The 15,337-nt window shown below is 61.2% G+C and carries 15 protein-coding genes; 12 read left to right on the top strand and 3 right to left on the bottom strand.

Annotated elements, in window-relative coordinates:
* Positions 1–41: 41 nt before the first annotated feature.
* Positions 42–503 (top strand): hypothetical protein, encoded by a 462-nt coding sequence (locus HUK72_RS27040; RefSeq protein WP_218036175.1) that lies wholly within the window; start codon positions 42–44, stop codon positions 501–503.
* A 90-nt stretch (positions 504–593) separates the two neighbouring features.
* Here HUK72_RS27040 and HUK72_RS19350 read toward each other — a convergent pair whose 3' ends face one another.
* Together HUK72_RS19350 and HUK72_RS19345 are read right to left on the bottom strand one after the other, a co-directional pair.
* Entirely contained in the window at positions 594–1,103 is a 510-nt protein-coding gene (locus HUK72_RS19350; RefSeq protein WP_066563229.1) for a UPF0158 family protein, read from the bottom strand.
* A 126-nt stretch (positions 1,104–1,229) separates the two neighbouring features.
* Positions 1,230–1,442 carry a hypothetical protein gene (locus HUK72_RS19345; RefSeq protein ID WP_176598281.1) on the bottom strand — a complete coding sequence of 71 codons (213 nt, stop codon included), beginning with the start codon at positions 1,440–1,442 and terminating at the stop codon, positions 1,230–1,232.
* Between the two features lie 138 nt (positions 1,443–1,580).
* On the opposite strand from HUK72_RS19345, the gene istA reads away from it, so the two are divergent.
* The 7 genes from istA (at position 1,581) to HUK72_RS19310 (ending at position 8,068) form a co-directional block, all read left to right on the top strand.
* Positions 1,581–3,095, top strand: a complete 1,515-nt coding sequence (istA, locus tag HUK72_RS19340) for an IS21 family transposase (protein ID WP_176597709.1) — start codon at positions 1,581–1,583, stop codon at positions 3,093–3,095.
* Positions 3,082–3,810, top strand: a complete 729-nt coding sequence (gene istB / locus HUK72_RS19335; RefSeq protein ID WP_176595381.1) for an IS21-like element helper ATPase IstB — start codon at positions 3,082–3,084, stop codon at positions 3,808–3,810. The genes istA and istB overlap by 14 nt, the downstream gene beginning before the upstream one ends.
* Positions 3,811–4,020: 210 nt before the next feature.
* The gene (locus HUK72_RS19330) at positions 4,021–4,326 is read left to right on the top strand and encodes a hypothetical protein (protein ID WP_176598280.1); all 306 of its coding nucleotides are present in this window, start codon (positions 4,021–4,023) and stop codon (positions 4,324–4,326) included.
* Positions 4,327–4,822: 496 nt separating this feature from the next.
* Positions 4,823–5,311 (top strand): DUF736 domain-containing protein, encoded by a 489-nt coding sequence (locus tag HUK72_RS19325; RefSeq protein WP_066563159.1) that lies wholly within the window; start codon positions 4,823–4,825, stop codon positions 5,309–5,311.
* A gap of 84 nt (positions 5,312–5,395) precedes the next feature.
* Entirely contained in the window at positions 5,396–6,421 is a 1,026-nt protein-coding gene (locus HUK72_RS19320; protein WP_066563157.1) for a DUF2493 domain-containing protein, read from the top strand.
* A gap of 70 nt (positions 6,422–6,491) precedes the next feature.
* Entirely contained in the window at positions 6,492–6,734 is a 243-nt protein-coding gene (locus HUK72_RS19315) for a DUF6117 family protein (protein WP_066563154.1), read from the top strand.
* 350 nt (positions 6,735–7,084) lie between these two features.
* Positions 7,085–8,068 carry a DUF2493 domain-containing protein gene (locus tag HUK72_RS19310; protein WP_066563153.1) on the top strand — a complete coding sequence of 328 codons (984 nt, stop codon included), beginning with the start codon at positions 7,085–7,087 and terminating at the stop codon, positions 8,066–8,068.
* A gap of 185 nt (positions 8,069–8,253) precedes the next feature.
* Here the strand turns inward: HUK72_RS19310 and HUK72_RS19305 are convergent, their stop codons facing one another.
* The gene (locus HUK72_RS19305) at positions 8,254–8,514 is read right to left on the bottom strand and encodes a hypothetical protein (RefSeq protein WP_066563959.1); all 261 of its coding nucleotides are present in this window, start codon (positions 8,512–8,514) and stop codon (positions 8,254–8,256) included.
* Positions 8,515–9,025: 511 nt separating this feature from the next.
* Between HUK72_RS19305 and HUK72_RS19300 the strand changes: the two genes are divergently transcribed.
* Genes HUK72_RS19300 through HUK72_RS19285 form a run of 4 tightly spaced genes read left to right on the top strand, consistent with a single transcriptional unit; the run spans position 9,026 to position 14,818 of the window.
* Positions 9,026–9,325 (top strand): CopG family transcriptional regulator, encoded by a 300-nt coding sequence (locus HUK72_RS19300; RefSeq protein WP_066563150.1) that lies wholly within the window; start codon positions 9,026–9,028, stop codon positions 9,323–9,325.
* Positions 9,322–11,388, top strand: a complete 2,067-nt coding sequence (locus HUK72_RS19295) for a type IV secretion system DNA-binding domain-containing protein (protein WP_066563148.1) — start codon at positions 9,322–9,324, stop codon at positions 11,386–11,388. The genes HUK72_RS19300 and HUK72_RS19295 overlap by 4 nt, the downstream gene beginning before the upstream one ends.
* On the top strand, positions 11,385–14,300 hold the full coding sequence (gene mobF, locus HUK72_RS19290; protein WP_066563145.1) for a MobF family relaxase: 2,916 nt from the start codon (positions 11,385–11,387) through the stop codon (positions 14,298–14,300). Before HUK72_RS19295 ends, mobF begins: the two co-directional genes overlap by 4 nt.
* Positions 14,297–14,818 carry a lytic transglycosylase domain-containing protein gene (locus HUK72_RS19285; RefSeq protein ID WP_082749146.1) on the top strand — a complete coding sequence of 174 codons (522 nt, stop codon included), beginning with the start codon at positions 14,297–14,299 and terminating at the stop codon, positions 14,816–14,818. The genes mobF and HUK72_RS19285 overlap by 4 nt, the downstream gene beginning before the upstream one ends.
* The last annotated feature ends 519 nt before the right edge of the window (positions 14,819–15,337 follow it).

Raw genomic sequence — 15,337 nt, 5'->3', positions numbered from 1 at the left:
CGATACTCTCAGACTTCCTCGCTGGGGTCCTGGATTTCGAGATGGATTCGCCATCCCTCAAAGGTCATGAGCATGCGACCAAATTGCTCCCAACTCACCTCCCGCCCATCGATGATCAGCACCGGCATATAATCGGCGGATTCTGGGTCGCAAGTGAGTTGGCCTCGGACGGTCGTTCCCGAAATGGACAAACCCAGATCGCCTTCGACCAGGTAGGTCGTGGCAAGATCATGCCGCATCCGTTCGAGCAGGCGCGTCATGAGATCAAGCGGATCGGCGTCTGCGGCGCCATGCACCTGGAATTCGTAGCCTTCCCGTCTTCCGCCTTTGACTTCGACAGCCTCAAGCGACAGCATCATGCCAAGGAGCCGCAGCACAAAATGGAACCGATGCCCGGCCCCGTTCGCATCGAGCAATTCCATTGGCAGGAAGGCGATATGGGTGAAGGTCAGCCCGTTCCGGCGGGCGACCTCCTCGTGCAGCGGCTGCAAAGATCCCGGTAACCGGCCTCGAGGCTCCCGAAATGCGTTATTTCGAAGTCTGGAACGCCGCTATGGCATTCGTCGCATGATATGCGCGGCATCATTCTCCGCTCAACTCCTGCCTGTCTCATCTGGATGGGTATCGCGGGTCCAGGTCAAGCCAACATCGTCGCACCATCGGCACATGGCCGCTTCGACCGCGCGTTCTTCATAGGCATACCATCTTTCAAGCACGGCCTTCGCCTCGAGCAGATTTTTGAAACGCCTGTAGGCGCCTTTCCGGCTGAAAATGTCCCGTACGTCCATCTGTGCTTCTGGCAGTTCCTCGGCGGCGAATGCGAGCGCCAGCTTTTTCCCAAGGTCGAGGTCGCGTCGATGGGGCACCAGGATATAGCCTGCGGCCTCCGGATCGTCAGGCAACTCCGCCGCATCGTCCATGTCGACGCTGTCGGCCAGAAAAAGGATGCGGCCCGATTGCCTGCAAATATAGGCGTGATGTTCGTCATATTGGGAAGTGCTGACAAATTCGAGCGCGTCGATGAGATCGCTCAGCAGAATAGGCACTGTCTGACGATTTTCCGGTGTCATGTGCACGACTCGCCAATCAAAGACCGAGAACATTTTATCTTCGGGAAATGTTGGCACATCGTGGCGAACGAAACGAGCTCAAACAAGATTGAAGGGCGCGCTGTATGGAACTGCGTCCGGCGCCAATTCCTCCGTTCTTCGACATGCCGTGGACGGCATTCACTCGGGAAACAGCACGCTTCGTAGCCTCTCTACGAGGGCGTGGCGCCGTTCGGGGGAGAGTTTGCCGAGATTGTGCATTTTCCACTTCACTGCGGGCAGAGTCGATGCGTTGGGCACGTCCAGTAACGACCAATCCGGTTCCCCCTGTTTGAAGCCGATCAGGAAATGCCGGTGCGCATCTGGCATGGCCGCGATCATCGTGCCGATCATCGCCTCGCGCGCCTCGATGAGTGTGGAGCGGCGTGCAAAATTGACCCCCTTAGCGGGGTGATCGGCGTCTAAAATTGACCCCCATCATTCCAGAGTGTGAGGCGTCGCGGCTTGGACTTCCAGGCGGCGAGGATGGGGATGTTGATTGTGGAGACTATTGCCAAGATTCGCAGGGAGCACAGGGAAGGTAAGCCGATCAAAGAGATCGCGCGTGATTTACGGTTGTCGCGCAACACGGTGCGCAAGGCGATCCGTGCGCCGGAGGCGGATTTCAGCTACGAACGCAAGGAGCAGCCTCGACCGCAGACCGGGCCATTTCGCGAACGGCTGGACGAGTTGTTGGTGCAGAACGAGGAACGGCCCCGGCGTGATCGGCTACGGCTGACACGGATACACGATCTTCTGGAGCGTGAGGGTTTCACCGGCTCCTACGATGCGGTTCGGCGCTATGCGGCACGCTGGAAGCGCGAACGCCGGACCGACGGCGGCGATATGAGCAAGGTGTTCATCCCGCTCATGTTCCGGCCGGGTGAGGCCTATCAGTTCGACTGGAGCCACGAGGACGTGGAGATCGCCGGCAAGCCGATGCGGGTGAAGGTAGCTCATATGCGGTTGTGCTGGTCGCGGGCGCCGTATGTGCGGGCCTATCCGCGCGAGACCCAGGAGATGCTCTTTGACGCGCATGCCCGGGGCTTTGCCTTTTTTGGCGGGGTGCCGACGCGCGGCATTTACGACAACATGAAGACCGCGGTGACGAGCGTGTTCACCGGCAAGGAGCGGGTGTTCAACCGGCGCTTCCTGATCATGACGGATCATTATGGCGTCGAGCCTGTGGCTTGCAGCCCGGCGGCAGGCTGGGAGAAGGGACAGGTCGAGAACCAGGTCCAGACCAGCCGGGAGCGGCTGTTCAAGCCCCGGTTGCGCTTTGCCAGCCTCGAAGAGCTGAACGCCTGGCTGGAGGCCGAGTGCCGACGGTGGGCCGAGCGTTATGCCCATCCAGATCTGGAAGACATGACCATTGCGCAGGCGCTGGAGATGGAACGATCCTCGCTGCAGTCATTGGCCACGCCCTTTGACGGCTTCTTCGAGAGCGAACATGTGGCGAGCGCAACCTGCCTGGTGAGCTTCGATCGCAACCGATACTCGGTCATGGCGAGTGCGGCCCGGGAGGCGGTGCAACTGCGCGCCTATGCCGACAGGATCGTCATCCGTTGTGCAGGCCAAGCGGTTGCCGAGCATGCTCGCGTGTTCGGCCGCAACCAGACGGCGTTCAACCCTTGGCATTATCTGCCGGTCCTGATCCGCAAGCCGGGAGCATTGCGCAACGGCGCTCCCTTCCAGGACTGGGATCTTCCGCCGGCCCTGGCCCAACTGCGCCGCAAGCTGGGCAAAAGCGATGACGCAGATCGGCGCTTCGTCCGGGTGCTGGCAGCAGTGCCCGAAGATGGGCTGGAGGCGGTCGAAGCTGCCGTCCGCGAAGCTATGATGGCGGGTACGGCCAATGACGAAGTGATCCTCAACATCCTGTCGCGCCGACGCGAACCCCAGCCCACCCAGGCCATCAGCGTCCTGGTCGATCTGAAGCTCAAGCATCCGCCCATCGCCGACTGCGCGCGTTATGACATGGTGCGAGGCCTCGATGCAGCGGCATGAGATGTTGGCAGCCCTGAAGGGGCTGGGCCTAAAGGGCATGATCGCCGCGTTCGACGATGCCGTTACCAACGGCGTCCGTCGTGACCGGACCGCCATGGAGATGCTCGGCGACCTGCTCCGCGCTGAAGGCGCGCATCGAGAAGCCGCTTCGATCCGATACCGCATGACTGCGGCCAGGCTGCCGGCCATCAAGGATCTCGACGGCTTTGTGTTCGCCGATACACCGATCAACGAAAGCCTGGTGCGTTCACTCCATGCCGGTTCATTCCTGCCGGAAAGGCGCAATATCGTACTGGTTGGTGGCACCGGCACCGGCAAGACACATCTCGCGCTTGCCATCGCCGCTGCCGTGGTTCGTGCCGGGTCGAGAGGACGGTTCTTCAATACTGTCGACCTGGTCAATCGTCTGGAGGAGGAAACCCGGCAGGCCAAGGCTGGCAACCTGGCCGCCCAGATGGCCCGCCTGGACGTCGTGGTGCTGGACGAACTCGGGTATCTGCCGTTCGCCCGTTCAGGAGGGCAGATGCTGTTCCATCTGATCAGCAAACTCTATGAAAAGACCTCGGTGATCATCACCACCAATCTCGCCTTCGGCGAATGGCCGAGCGTCTTCCAGGATGCCAAAATGACAACGGCGCTGCTGGACCGCGTCACCCACCACTGCGACATTATCGAGACCGGCAACGATAGCTGGCGGTTCAAAAACCGAAGCTGAGACGAGGAAAAACCCCTTCCCCCGGACCCCCATCCCCGGCGGTTACCCCGGTGGGTCCACAGGCACCTCCCGCGGACGCCGCCGCCAGCGCTCCTGACGGCGCGCGGCGGCGTCCGCGGGTCCCTCCTATGGACTACCGGGATAACCGCCGGCACTCACAAAAAGGGGGTCAATGTTGGGCGCCGATAGGGGGTCAACTTTGCGCGCCGGTTGACAGTTTCTACCGCCCACCTGCCCAAGGCCGAGCGGAACGCCATCGATCAACTCATCTTGAATGCCCCCCGCAATGAAGGCGGCCGGGTCGTGGTCGACCACGGCGCGCTGGTGATCGAGCCTCATCTCTACGGCTTTTTCGTTCACACTTGCGTGGTTTTGGGTGAAGTCGAACCGCCGCTTGGTGTGTCACGCGAACTCTGGACGATCCTTGAGGCCGCCTTTCAGGGCGACGCGTCCTGGGTTCTATTTGACCGCGACGAACCGCCATCATCGGCTTGGCCAACCTATGACCACAGCTGACGGGATGTCCGAGTGCTTGGCAGCGAATATCGATGCTCTCATGCCGCGATGGAGATCGAAACCCGGATGATTTCGAAATCGACTTTATGCGCCGATCGCGAAGAAATGGCCCCTCATTCTCCTTTGCGCATGGCCGGCGGCTTATGTCCGCGTTGCGTGGAGCCGTGCAGGAGTTGGTCTTGTAGCTTGTAAGGGGGATGGGCGGCCGCCCGCGTTCCGCGGACGCCGGGCTGACGGGCTTCGCCCCGAGCCCCGCTGCGCGGGTCTCGGCCCTGGCGGGCGGTCATCCCTGCCGCGCTGGGCCAGAGGGTATCGCGGTCGCGAGATTGTCGGGCGTTCAGCACATGCGCGAAAAGGGGGAAGCGGTTGCTTGGTGGCGTACGCCAGAGCCGAGAGGGATGCGTCAGGCCCTACGGTCGGGGACCAGAGAAGAGAGGGATCTGAGATTTTTGTCGCCGGGAATGGGTTTCGAGCGATAGAATGAAAGGTCAAGTCAATGAATATCGGTGAAGTTCATCTCGTCAATGGTCGTCTCGAAGGCCGTCTCGCCACCCGCACGATCGATCTCCCCCGGATCGGCCTGCGCAAGGTCGATAGCATGAACCCCAGGGCGCCCGTCTATGAAGTCATCGCCCTCAACGTCGCGCGGCGGTGGGTGCAGGTGGGCGCGCTGTGGGAGGCAACCGCGAAAAGGTCCGGAGAAGTCTTCCTCGCCGGCAATATCGATGATCCGAGCCTCCCCGAACCGCTGGCGATTGCGCTGTTCCCGATCGAGAATGGAGGCTACTCCATCGCCTGGCGGCGCGACACGCTCCGGTCCGACTTCGGCGGTTCGGGCTTTGGCACCGCCAATTACGACAGCATGGGCGGCGGCGGTTCCGACTATCAACCGGGCGGCGAAGGTGGCTTCGGCGCAAGCACTGCGGAACTGGGCGGCCAGCTAGCCGGCGCCGGTGCCGATTTCGATGACGATTTCCGCAACTGAGGGTTCGATCATCGCAGCAATCGGGCTGGGGAAGCGCTGCTTCTCCAGCCCTTTTTCTTTGCCCATCCCATGAGGAGATATCCCATGACGGACATTCATCCCCGCAGCGTGGACAGCCTCGCTGACCTGAAGAGCCTCTATGCCGCGATCACCGCCAGCTCCGATTTCCAGCGCGCCTTCGGTGATCCCATACCCCTCACCATCGTTGAGCCGGGCGAAGAACCGGGTGATCATGATATGCCCGAGCCGCTCGCGGCGCAGGCTGAGTGCGGGGCGGTGATCGCCACCATCTTCGACCTCCTCGCCGATACGCGGCTTGAACCGCTCGCCGCGGAGATCGCTTGGGGCTTCGTCAACTCCTTCCACTTCGTGGCTAACAAGCTGGAACGGCGTGAGGATGCGCTTGCCGATGAACTGCGCGACATGGCGAACAGGCCCGACCTTTCCGAGGTCTATAATCAGCAACTGGAGGATAAGCAGCTCCTCTGCCAGTCCACCACCGAACAGCGCGAGGCGGTCGAGTGTATGCGCGACTATGCGGCCGAAATGTATCGCGCCCAGTCCGGCTGGCCCTGGTCCCCTTCAAAGGGTAGCAAGACCCGTTCGGCTCGCGCGCTGCAAGCATCGAGCGCAACCCAGGTCGCCGTGCAGGACTATCTGCGCGCTCGCGATCTCGCCGCCCGCGAGCGCTATCTGCCAACGGGACCGATCGTGATCGCCTCGGGCCATGCCGTCTGGCATGACTGGCAACCAATCTGGGAGCGTCTCGACCTCATTCTCGAACGCATACCGCATATGATGCTGGTGACGACCGCCCAACGGAAGGGGTTCGATGCCATCGTCGCGGCATGGGCGGGGGACCGCCAGGTTCCGCTTGTCGCCTACACCTTGCCGGGAGCGGGGCGTAAAGCGCCCTTCGCCCGGAACCGCAAGATGGTCGAATTGCAGCCGGTCGAAGCCGTGCTGGGCGAAGGGTCCGGCATCCAGGCCAATCTCTACCAGGCGCTGCGCAAGGCCAGCGTTCCGATCCATGCCTTCCGCAAGGCGGACCAGGCCCCCGCCGCAGACGTCGGTCGTCCGAAGGCCAGTTGGCGTAGGCGGCGCAGCTGATTGTAGCCCTTATAAGACATCATCGGGGACGGCGCGGGTGCGACCGTCCCCTTTTCCATGGGAGTTGTTCATGGCTATTCCAGATTCTTATCGCCGCAATTTCCAAACGCTGCTGCGCGCAGCTGCCGATGGAAATCTTGCCCTGCTCGAATGCACTGATGCCGCCACGGGTGAACCGCGCTACGTGATCTGCGCAGTCGGGAGGGACCGCGGCGATTATATCATGACCCCCTTCGGTCATCTGAATGATGGCGATCCTTTCGCCGCTTACATCCCGCCCGATGGCGAGGTCGGTGCCCGCCGCAAGGCTTGACGAAGACCCGAGGCAGGCATCGAGCCTGCCCCGCGCCTTTTGAGGTTTCGTCCAGAGGCACCCATTCGAGAATCGGGGGCATCGAGCCCCCGATTCTCGAGCCTCCTCTCTTCTCTCAACATCGGGGTTAAGTTTACACGGGGAACACCGGCGGCCTCAAGGACGACGGGGCCCCACCATTTTTCCTGGCGGGCGGGCGGCGGCACTCCCTGTCAGGCCTGGCGCGCGCCAGAAAAAATCGTGACCCCCATCGCCGCTTCGCGGTCGTGGCTGCGCCACGATCCTTGACCCCGCCGGCGCAAGCCCGTGTCGAGGGAAAGCCTCTTTTGGTTCAGTACAAGGAGGTTCCCATGACCAAGACCAACCGTTCCATCCGCTCCTTCTCCGAGATCGTGGCGCACATCGCCGCCGACGACAACTCGACAAGCGAGAGCTTCCTCGCCGCCTTCGCATCAGATCTGGATGGGGTGCGGATCGGGAAGGGCGAGGATGAAATGCCCTGCGAGATGCCCGACCCGGCACAGGTCCAACTCGCCATCGAACTGATCGTCACGACCCTTTTCGACGTGCTGCGGGACAGCCGGCTGCAAAGCGCAGCGGGGACCATCGCATGGGGGATGGTCTACAGCTTCCACCGCGCAGCCGATCAGTGGGCAGCCCAGGCGGACAAGGCGACGCGCGACATGCAGGACCTGCTCCGCCGCGCCGATGGCAGCGAGATCCACAGCGTCGAACTGGAACGGGTGCACGAACTGCTCGCCTTTCTCGACGAAGCATCCGACGCAATGGCCTGCATGCGCGATCATGCGGCAGACATCTTCCACAATGAGACCGGGAAGCCCTGGTCAGCACCAAAGGCCACGCTGATATCCTCCAAGCGCACCGCGAGCGTCATCAACGGCACCGATTATCTCGCCGCGCGCCGTCAACGCCGGATTGGGCAGCATCACCCCGACGGCCCGTTGGTGGCCTTTTCCGGTGGCAGCCAATGGTCCGATTATACGCCGATCTGGAAAGCCCTCGATCGGATCAAGGCGGTGCGCCCGACGATGGTGTTGTTGACCACGGCGCAGAAATGCGGAGGGGACGCCATCGCCGAAGCCTGGGCCGCCCGGACCGGGACACCGGTGGTGAGGCTGGGCATCGACAAGGGGCGCTGGGGCAATCGGGCGGGGTTCGTGCGCAACGACCAGATCGCCCGGCTGCGACCGGTCGAGGCCGTCATTGCGGAGGGTAGCGGGGTCCAGGCGCAACTTGTACGAGTGATGCGCTCGATAGGCGTCGATCCCATCCTGCTCACCCTTTATGGAGGGCCTGCGCATTGGGTCGACTGAACCCGCCAAGGACAGCGGGACCGGTTCGGGTTTCTCCCGGATCGGTCCCGCTCTTTTCCTTTCCACCACCCTTTCGTCGCCCTCAAGGACCGCCGCGATAGCGCCGGTCCCGTCGGTCGACGAGGCCGCGCCATGCGGCGCGGGCCTCCTGCGCGCGGCTCCGCCGTGCTCGTCGCAGGGACGCCCTACGGGCGCTTGTCGGGTTCGGCGCGATGTGTCGCAGAGAGGCTTTTAAGAGCAGCGATCGAGGCCGTGCCACCCGCCCGGATCGCATGGACAAGGATTTCGCGGCACTCCCGTTCCGACAGTCGCTCGATCTCCATATCGGCAAGCATGGCGGCATATTTGCCGCGCAGGGTGCGGCGGGTGTCCAGGATATCCTGCGCGATCTTCTTCTGTTGCGCCTCAAGGCCCGCAAGGCGTTCCCGGTCAGTCAATTTGGGCATGATCATCTTCCTCATCGGATGGTCTGCCCGCCAACCCTCATTATCGATGGAGAACATCATGATTGCAATCCAGGTCTCGCGCACAGGCGAGGAAAGAGTTGCTGCCCGGCGTGCCGCCGGGAAGAACAAGACCCCCTGCGGGGGAGCCCCGCGCCTTCCGGCACGAGGCAACGCAGCGGGCAAGCGCGCTGCGAAGAAAGGACGCACGACCGCTGGCCGTTTGTAATGCACCCCACGCACGGGTGCTGCGTGGCGTTTGCCCAGCATTTCTGCGGCTTTGCGGGCGTCATACGGGTATTACCGATGCACCGCAGATCGTCATACCGGTATGACCGGGCCATCGCATTTTCTTGATAAGATACTGAAATGATGCGGTATGATCCGTATTATTTTTCCGTATCCTGACATTTTGAACGCGCCGTCCTCGGGGTGTTGAAAAATCCCTTCATTTCAACTATAAAAGCTGTGCTTCACCTCCCCGGTAGGGGCTCCGTATCATCGGAGCTTCTGCATGGTCACAGTTACTTTTCGTCTCGACGACGCCCTCCATCGGCGCCTCCTTCGGCGCGCCAATGGGGCCGATCTCAGTCTTTCCGCATTCATCCGGTCAGTCCTGACCAGGGCCGCCGATCCTGATCGCGCCTATATTTACTCGTCGAAAGACGAGATCCTCGCGGTGGTAATCCAGACGTTCGCGATCCTCGTGACCGCGGTCGGCGAACGAGCGCCGCAGGCCTTGGAAAAGGGGCAAGGCTATGCCCGCCAATTGCTCGATGAGCGGGGCCTTCTGTCTGAGGAGGGACGTTCATGAGCATCTTCCGCAACGACACGCTGGGCAGTTGGACGAGGGGTGGACAGGCCATCGTTCACAATGTCCGCATGACCACCCAGGTCTTCTACCAGACTTGCCTTGCCGGTCTCGTGATCTGGATCGGCGGTATCGTCTGGTATGCGCTCGAAAAATCCTCCGACTATGAGCGTTTCGTGCTGGTGAAGATCGGCCAGGCGACCTTCATGAGAGACGCGGTTCCCGGCAATGTCACGCCGATCCTGTTCAGGACACCAACGGGCCAGCAATATTGGACCACGCCCAAGGCGCTGCTCGACTCCCGGCTGGCCCACAAGACCCTCGCGGCCTTCGAAAGCTACCTCCTGCACGGGGCTGCTCTGTCGGGTGTCTTCGCCCTCGCCATGCTGCTTTGGGCCTGGTTCTATTTCACCCGCACGGGACGCGGCCTTGGCTCCAATCAATTCCTGCGCGGCGCCCGCTTCGGCACCGTCAGACAGTTGAAGCGGGCGCTTCTCTGGCAGAAGAAGGGGCCGCTCACGATCGGGGGAGTCCCGGTGCCGGAGGCTTTCGAGCCCGAGCATATCCTCCTCTGCGGAGCGCCCGGCACCGGCAAGACCAATCTCATCGTCAAGATGCTGGAGGGCATTCGCACATCGGGTCGACGGGCGATCGTCTATGATACCGCAGGCACCTTCGTCGAGAAATTCTACCGCCCCAAATATGATACGCTGCTCAATCCCCTCGACCAGCGGACCGCGCGATGGTCCCCTTGGGTCGATGTCCCGCGCGACTATCATTATGACCAGATCGCTGAGTCCACGATCCCGGATAAGGGGGGTGATCCCTTCTGGGCGAAGGCGGCGAGAGGGACTCTGGTGGCAGTCCTGCGAAAGCTCGCCCGGCAGAAGCATACCTATGTCTCTCTGCTCCTTGACCGGTTGCTCCGGTCCAAGCTCAAGGATCTCGTGGCGTTCGCCGCCGGCACCGATGCTGCCGCTTTTCTCAGCATGGAAGGGGACCGGACCTCGGCCGGCATCCAGGCGGAACTGGCCTCGGTCATGCGCAGCTTTTCCTATCTCGATGACACGGAGGATGGTTTCTCGATCCGCGACTGGGTGGAAAAAGGGGAACCGGGAAGCTGGCTGTTCATCACCGTGAAGGCGGACCAGCTTCCCTCGCTGCGTCCCCTGATCACGGTCTGGCTCGACATCGCCATCAGCGCCATCATGAGTCTCATGCCGGATCGGGACCGGCGCCTCTATTGCGTCATCGATGAACTTCCAACGCTCCAGAAGCTGCCCTCCCTGAGCGACTTCCTCGCGCGGGCGCGCAAATATGGTGGCTGCGGCATATTGGGTTATCAGAGTTACCCGCAGCTTGAGGCCACCTATGGCATTCAGGATGCTGCCGCCATCACCGGCTATTGCTCGACCTGGGTGGCGCTGCGCGCCAATGACACCCCGACCGCCAAGCATGTTTCCGAAAATCTGGGTCAGGTCGAACAGGTCGAAGCCAATGAAGGCATGAGCTATGGCGTCAACGACATGCGGGACGGCGTCAATCTCTCCCGGATACAGGTGACCCGGCCGCTTGTCATGCACACCGAGGTCACGAACCTTCCCAATCTTTCCGGTTTCCTCCGGTTCGGGCGTAACCTTCCGGTCGTCAAGTTCGCGGACCGGTACAATGTCGTCTCCTCGGACGAACCTGCATTTGTCGAACGTGTGGGTCCGCCGGAGCGGCTCAGTAAGGCGGACGAATTGGTCAAACTGGCCAAGGCCGAGGCACGGGTGCGAGAGGCGCTCGAGCGTGAAAGGGGGCAGGGTGATGATCTGCGTCCTCCCGCTAAGGAGGGGCAGGGCTCCAGTGCTTCTGCCACCGGTGCGCCGAGCGTGGATGGGTCGCCTGCGGTCGAGAGTGAGGCGGCGCAGGTCGATGCCATTCTCGGCGCGGAGCAGGGTAAATTGCCGATCCCGCCGCGCGATGCCTGGACCTTGCTGGCTGCGCGCCAGGGCAGCATTCAGTCGAACCTCGTCCAGCATGGCCGCGCCGATGGCCCCCGCGAACAGGCAAGGCCGGCATGATCAATCCCGTCCGCCTATATGGCAAACCCGGCAATGTCGTCCGCTATTATGCGCTCGGCGATTATTACAAGAAGGGTCCCGATGAGCATTCCGAATGGGGAGGGGAAATTGCGCGTGACCTTGGCCTCGAAGGAAAGGTCGATCCCGAGATATTCGAGCAACTGCTCTCCGGCTGGGTTAGGGAGCAGCAGCTTGGAAGGCACCACAAGGATGGGGAGATCGAGCATCATCCCGGTTGGGATTTCGCGGTCAACGCGCCCAAGTCGGTTTCCATCATGGCGCTGGTCGCGGGAGACGAGCGGATACTGGCTGCACATGAAAAGGCGGTCGGGACAGCGTTGGACTATCTGGAAGAACATGCCGCCCTGCGGCGCCGCGTCGCCGGCGAGATTGTCTATGAGACGACCGGCCGGCTGATTTTTGCTCGCTTCACCGAACATGCCAGCCGGGAACTCGACCCCCATCTCCACACCCATGTGGTTGTCATGAACATCACTGGCAGGGAGGGCGAGGCGCACATGGCAAGTCTGGAAACTCGCGCCATGTTTGCGGAGCAAATGACCGCGGGACAGGTGTATCGCAACGACCTAGCCCATGGCCTTCGGGAGCTGGGTTATGAGATCGACCATGATCCTCGCAACGGCCTCTTCGAAATCAGGGGTGTTCCGCAGGATCTGGTGAAGGCATTTTCCAGGCGTGCCGAACAGATCGATGCCCATGCGCGGGAAGAGGGGCTGACCGGGCAGGCCGGACGCCAGGCCTCCTTCTATGCGACCCGCCCTCCCAAGCAGAAGGTCGGTATCGAGGCGCTGCGGGAGCAATGGCAGCACCGATCGGAACGATACCGCGAAGATCTCGATCTATTGAGCGGCAAGGACAGCAGGGAGATCGTTCCGCGCGCGGCCGACGTTGGCCGGGCCGCTCTGTTCGGCATGCGACAGGCGGAAACGCGCGAAGCGGTGAACAATCTGGGACGCATATTCCGTCTTGGCCTCGCTTCCCATGTTGGGGAAGTGCGCTTGTCTGACGTCCGCCCGATGATCGAAGCCCATGAGGCACGGCGCAAGCTTCTGGCAACGCGCGAACAAACGGGCCATCAGATATTGACCCGGGGCCGCACGACGAGAAAAACCGCGCGTCTTGAGTTGGAATTGACGCAGCATCTTGCGCTTGCGTTGAGCGATGCTCGGCCCCTCGCGTCTGCGGACCGGCTGCTGGTCGCGCTCGAAAAGGCTGGTTTGACGCCGGCCCAGGAACAGGCGCTGGTGAATGTCGCGATCTCGCGCGATCGGGTGAATGGCATCCATGGGGTGGCCGGCTCGGGGAAATCAACGCTGGTCAAGACGCTCAAAGAGGCTGCGGAGCCAGGCACCATCCTCATTGCGACCGCCCCGACTTCGTCTGCGACATTGAAGCTTGGGCAGGATGCCGGCATCGAGTCCCGGACCGTTGCCAGTCTGCTTGCCGGGGGCGGTCATGGGATCAGCGATCGCCATGTGCTGGTGCTGGATGAAGCTGGGCAGCTCGGCAATCGGCAAGCTGCCCGTGTGCTGGAGATCAGTCGCAAAACGGGTGCCCGCCTTCTCCTCTTGGGTGACGATCACCAGACCGGCGCCATCGAGCAGGGCAAAGCCTTCTGGTTGCTGCAACGACTGGGTTTGCCGACCGCGGAACTCAAGGAGTCGGTACGGCAGGAAACCAAGTCGATGAGAGCTGCGGTTACGTATGCGCGCGAGGGTGACTATCCCGCTTCGATCGCCGCGCTCGATAAGGTCGTAAGCGGGGAGAGCGTGGACATACTTGCCAAGGACATGGTGAGGGAGTGGACCCGGCTCAAAACGGAGCATCGCGTTGGCACGAACATTCTCGTGCTTGAAAATGCCACTCGTCTGGCTGTGAACGCCCAGATACGGGAAGCGCTCCAGAAGGAGGGGGGCATCGCCATCGAGGAGAGTCGTCTCCAGATTGTGTCGCCGGCGGGGATGACCGACGAAGAGAAGCGGTTCGCGCGCTTTTATTCGCGTGGGCAGGTCGTGAAATTTGGGCGCGACATTGCCGAGGTCGGTATCGCCCGGGACGTGGAATATCGCGTGGTAGGACTTGGCCGCAATGAGAACGGCCGGCAAATCGTTCGGTTAGCCGATGAACAGGGACGGATTATCCGGTGGGACCCCCGATCGACGCGCCCCCGTCAGGTCAATGTCTTCGACCAAGGTGAGCGGGACTTGGCGTCCGGGGATCGCGTTCAATGGCGATTGGCCAACAAGGAGCTCGATCTGAAGAATGCTGAGCGAGGCACGGTCGAACAGCTCGATGGATTGCTGGCAACAATCAGATGGGATCGGGATGATAGAGTCCAGACCGTAGATTTGTCGATACACAAGACTTGGGACCATGGCTACGCCGAAACCGTGTATTCGTCTCAGTCTAAGACCTATGCACGGGCTTATGTTTTGGCTCCCATCGGATCAAGTCTCGTCAATGGTCAGAATTTCTACACGGCGATCACCCGCGCGCGCCTTGGCGTGAAGCTATGGACGGAAGACAGGGATAAGCTGGCCAAGAAATTGGAGCAAAACTCAGGTCAAAAGACATCATCTCTTGAAGGTCTTGGTCGTCTTGATCGAGACAGTCGACGCAGTTTCACGGCGCGTCATGGGGAGAAATTGCGTCGTCAGCGCATGGATCAGGAAATCCAGCGGCAGGAGAGAAGAGAACGTTTGGGTTCGGCAAGCTCCCGATCGCAAGCGGAGGAATTGACGCTGCCCGAAAAGCTTGCAGGCCGGGCACGGTCCGTTGCCGAACAGCTTGATTCCTTTCTGCGCTCGTTGATTGGACGCGACCGGTCCAGGCCGGAACCGACTCAAGATCAGGAACATGGGCATGATCGGTCAAAAGGGTTGGATCGATGAGTGGGCCGAAAGGCCTGGTATTGGCAGGGCTGATCGTCATGAGCCTGACAATCCTGTATGCAGCCCCAGCTAACGCAAAGCAGTTTGCCGGGGATGTCGAGGTGGCGCGGTGCATTCGGCTCGCATCAAATGGAAAGGGCTGGCTGGAAAAGACGCTTTGGGGCCTACGAGATCAGGAAGCGGGATGGGTTGGCGCCAAGATCAGGAACACAGACGGCAGCTACGATTTGGGCCCATTGCAAATCAACAGTTGGTGGGTACCGAAAATCTCGGCCTTGGTTCATCAATCGGAATCTGAGATATGGCATCGGCTTCAACATGACACCTGCTTCAATGTGTACGCTGCCCGCTGGATATTTCTGACCGACTTGCAGGACGCCCGAGATTACTGGGCAGCGATCGGCCACTATCATAGTCGGGTTACATGGAGGAAAACTAGCTATATTCAGAATGTATGGAGGCGGCTTGTTGCACGTTTTGGACTTGATGCTTTCGGAAAAGGAGCAAATATGCCCTGATGCCTATTCCTGCTCAAGCGGATGCAGGCGTAGGTGAGGCACCGTCGTCTTCCCCAATATGTATAACGCCAGTGGACTTGTTCCCACACCCGCAAAGCGGCTGAATTCCGCCATTCCGGCAACATATGGTGCAGCAAATCAGTTGACCGCCGGCTGTTCGGGCGCCGCCGCCACCCAGGTCAGTCTTGGAGCCGTAGAGCGTTGACGTAATGCGATTCCCGTTGCCTTCGACGCCGTAACTGCGACCATTGAGATTTTGATTGTACGGGGGAAACCGGTCGGTTGCTCCCGTTAGCCAATTTTTGACAAAATCGCTCGACGTTCAAAAATCAGGGTGAAAACGGCGATCATCGGCGTGGATCGGCTTGGAAGCGGGGCCCAGCAGATTTCGGTCAGGCATCTGATGTTGAAGGAAGCCATATAGAGGACATAGCGTGGAAAGCACGTCAGACAACGCTAAGGGCGAACAATCGGTGAACGCTTACCGGGCATATGACCCGCTCTGGCGGGATCGGCCGT

Origin of the sequence: Sphingobium sp. 15-1 (genome assembly GCF_013375535.1) — a bacterium.
GTDB lineage: Bacteria > Pseudomonadota > Alphaproteobacteria > Sphingomonadales > Sphingomonadaceae > Sphingobium > Sphingobium aromaticivastans.
The sequence above is the reverse complement of the archived record's forward strand: the minus strand, read 5'-3'. Positions and strand labels throughout refer to the sequence as shown.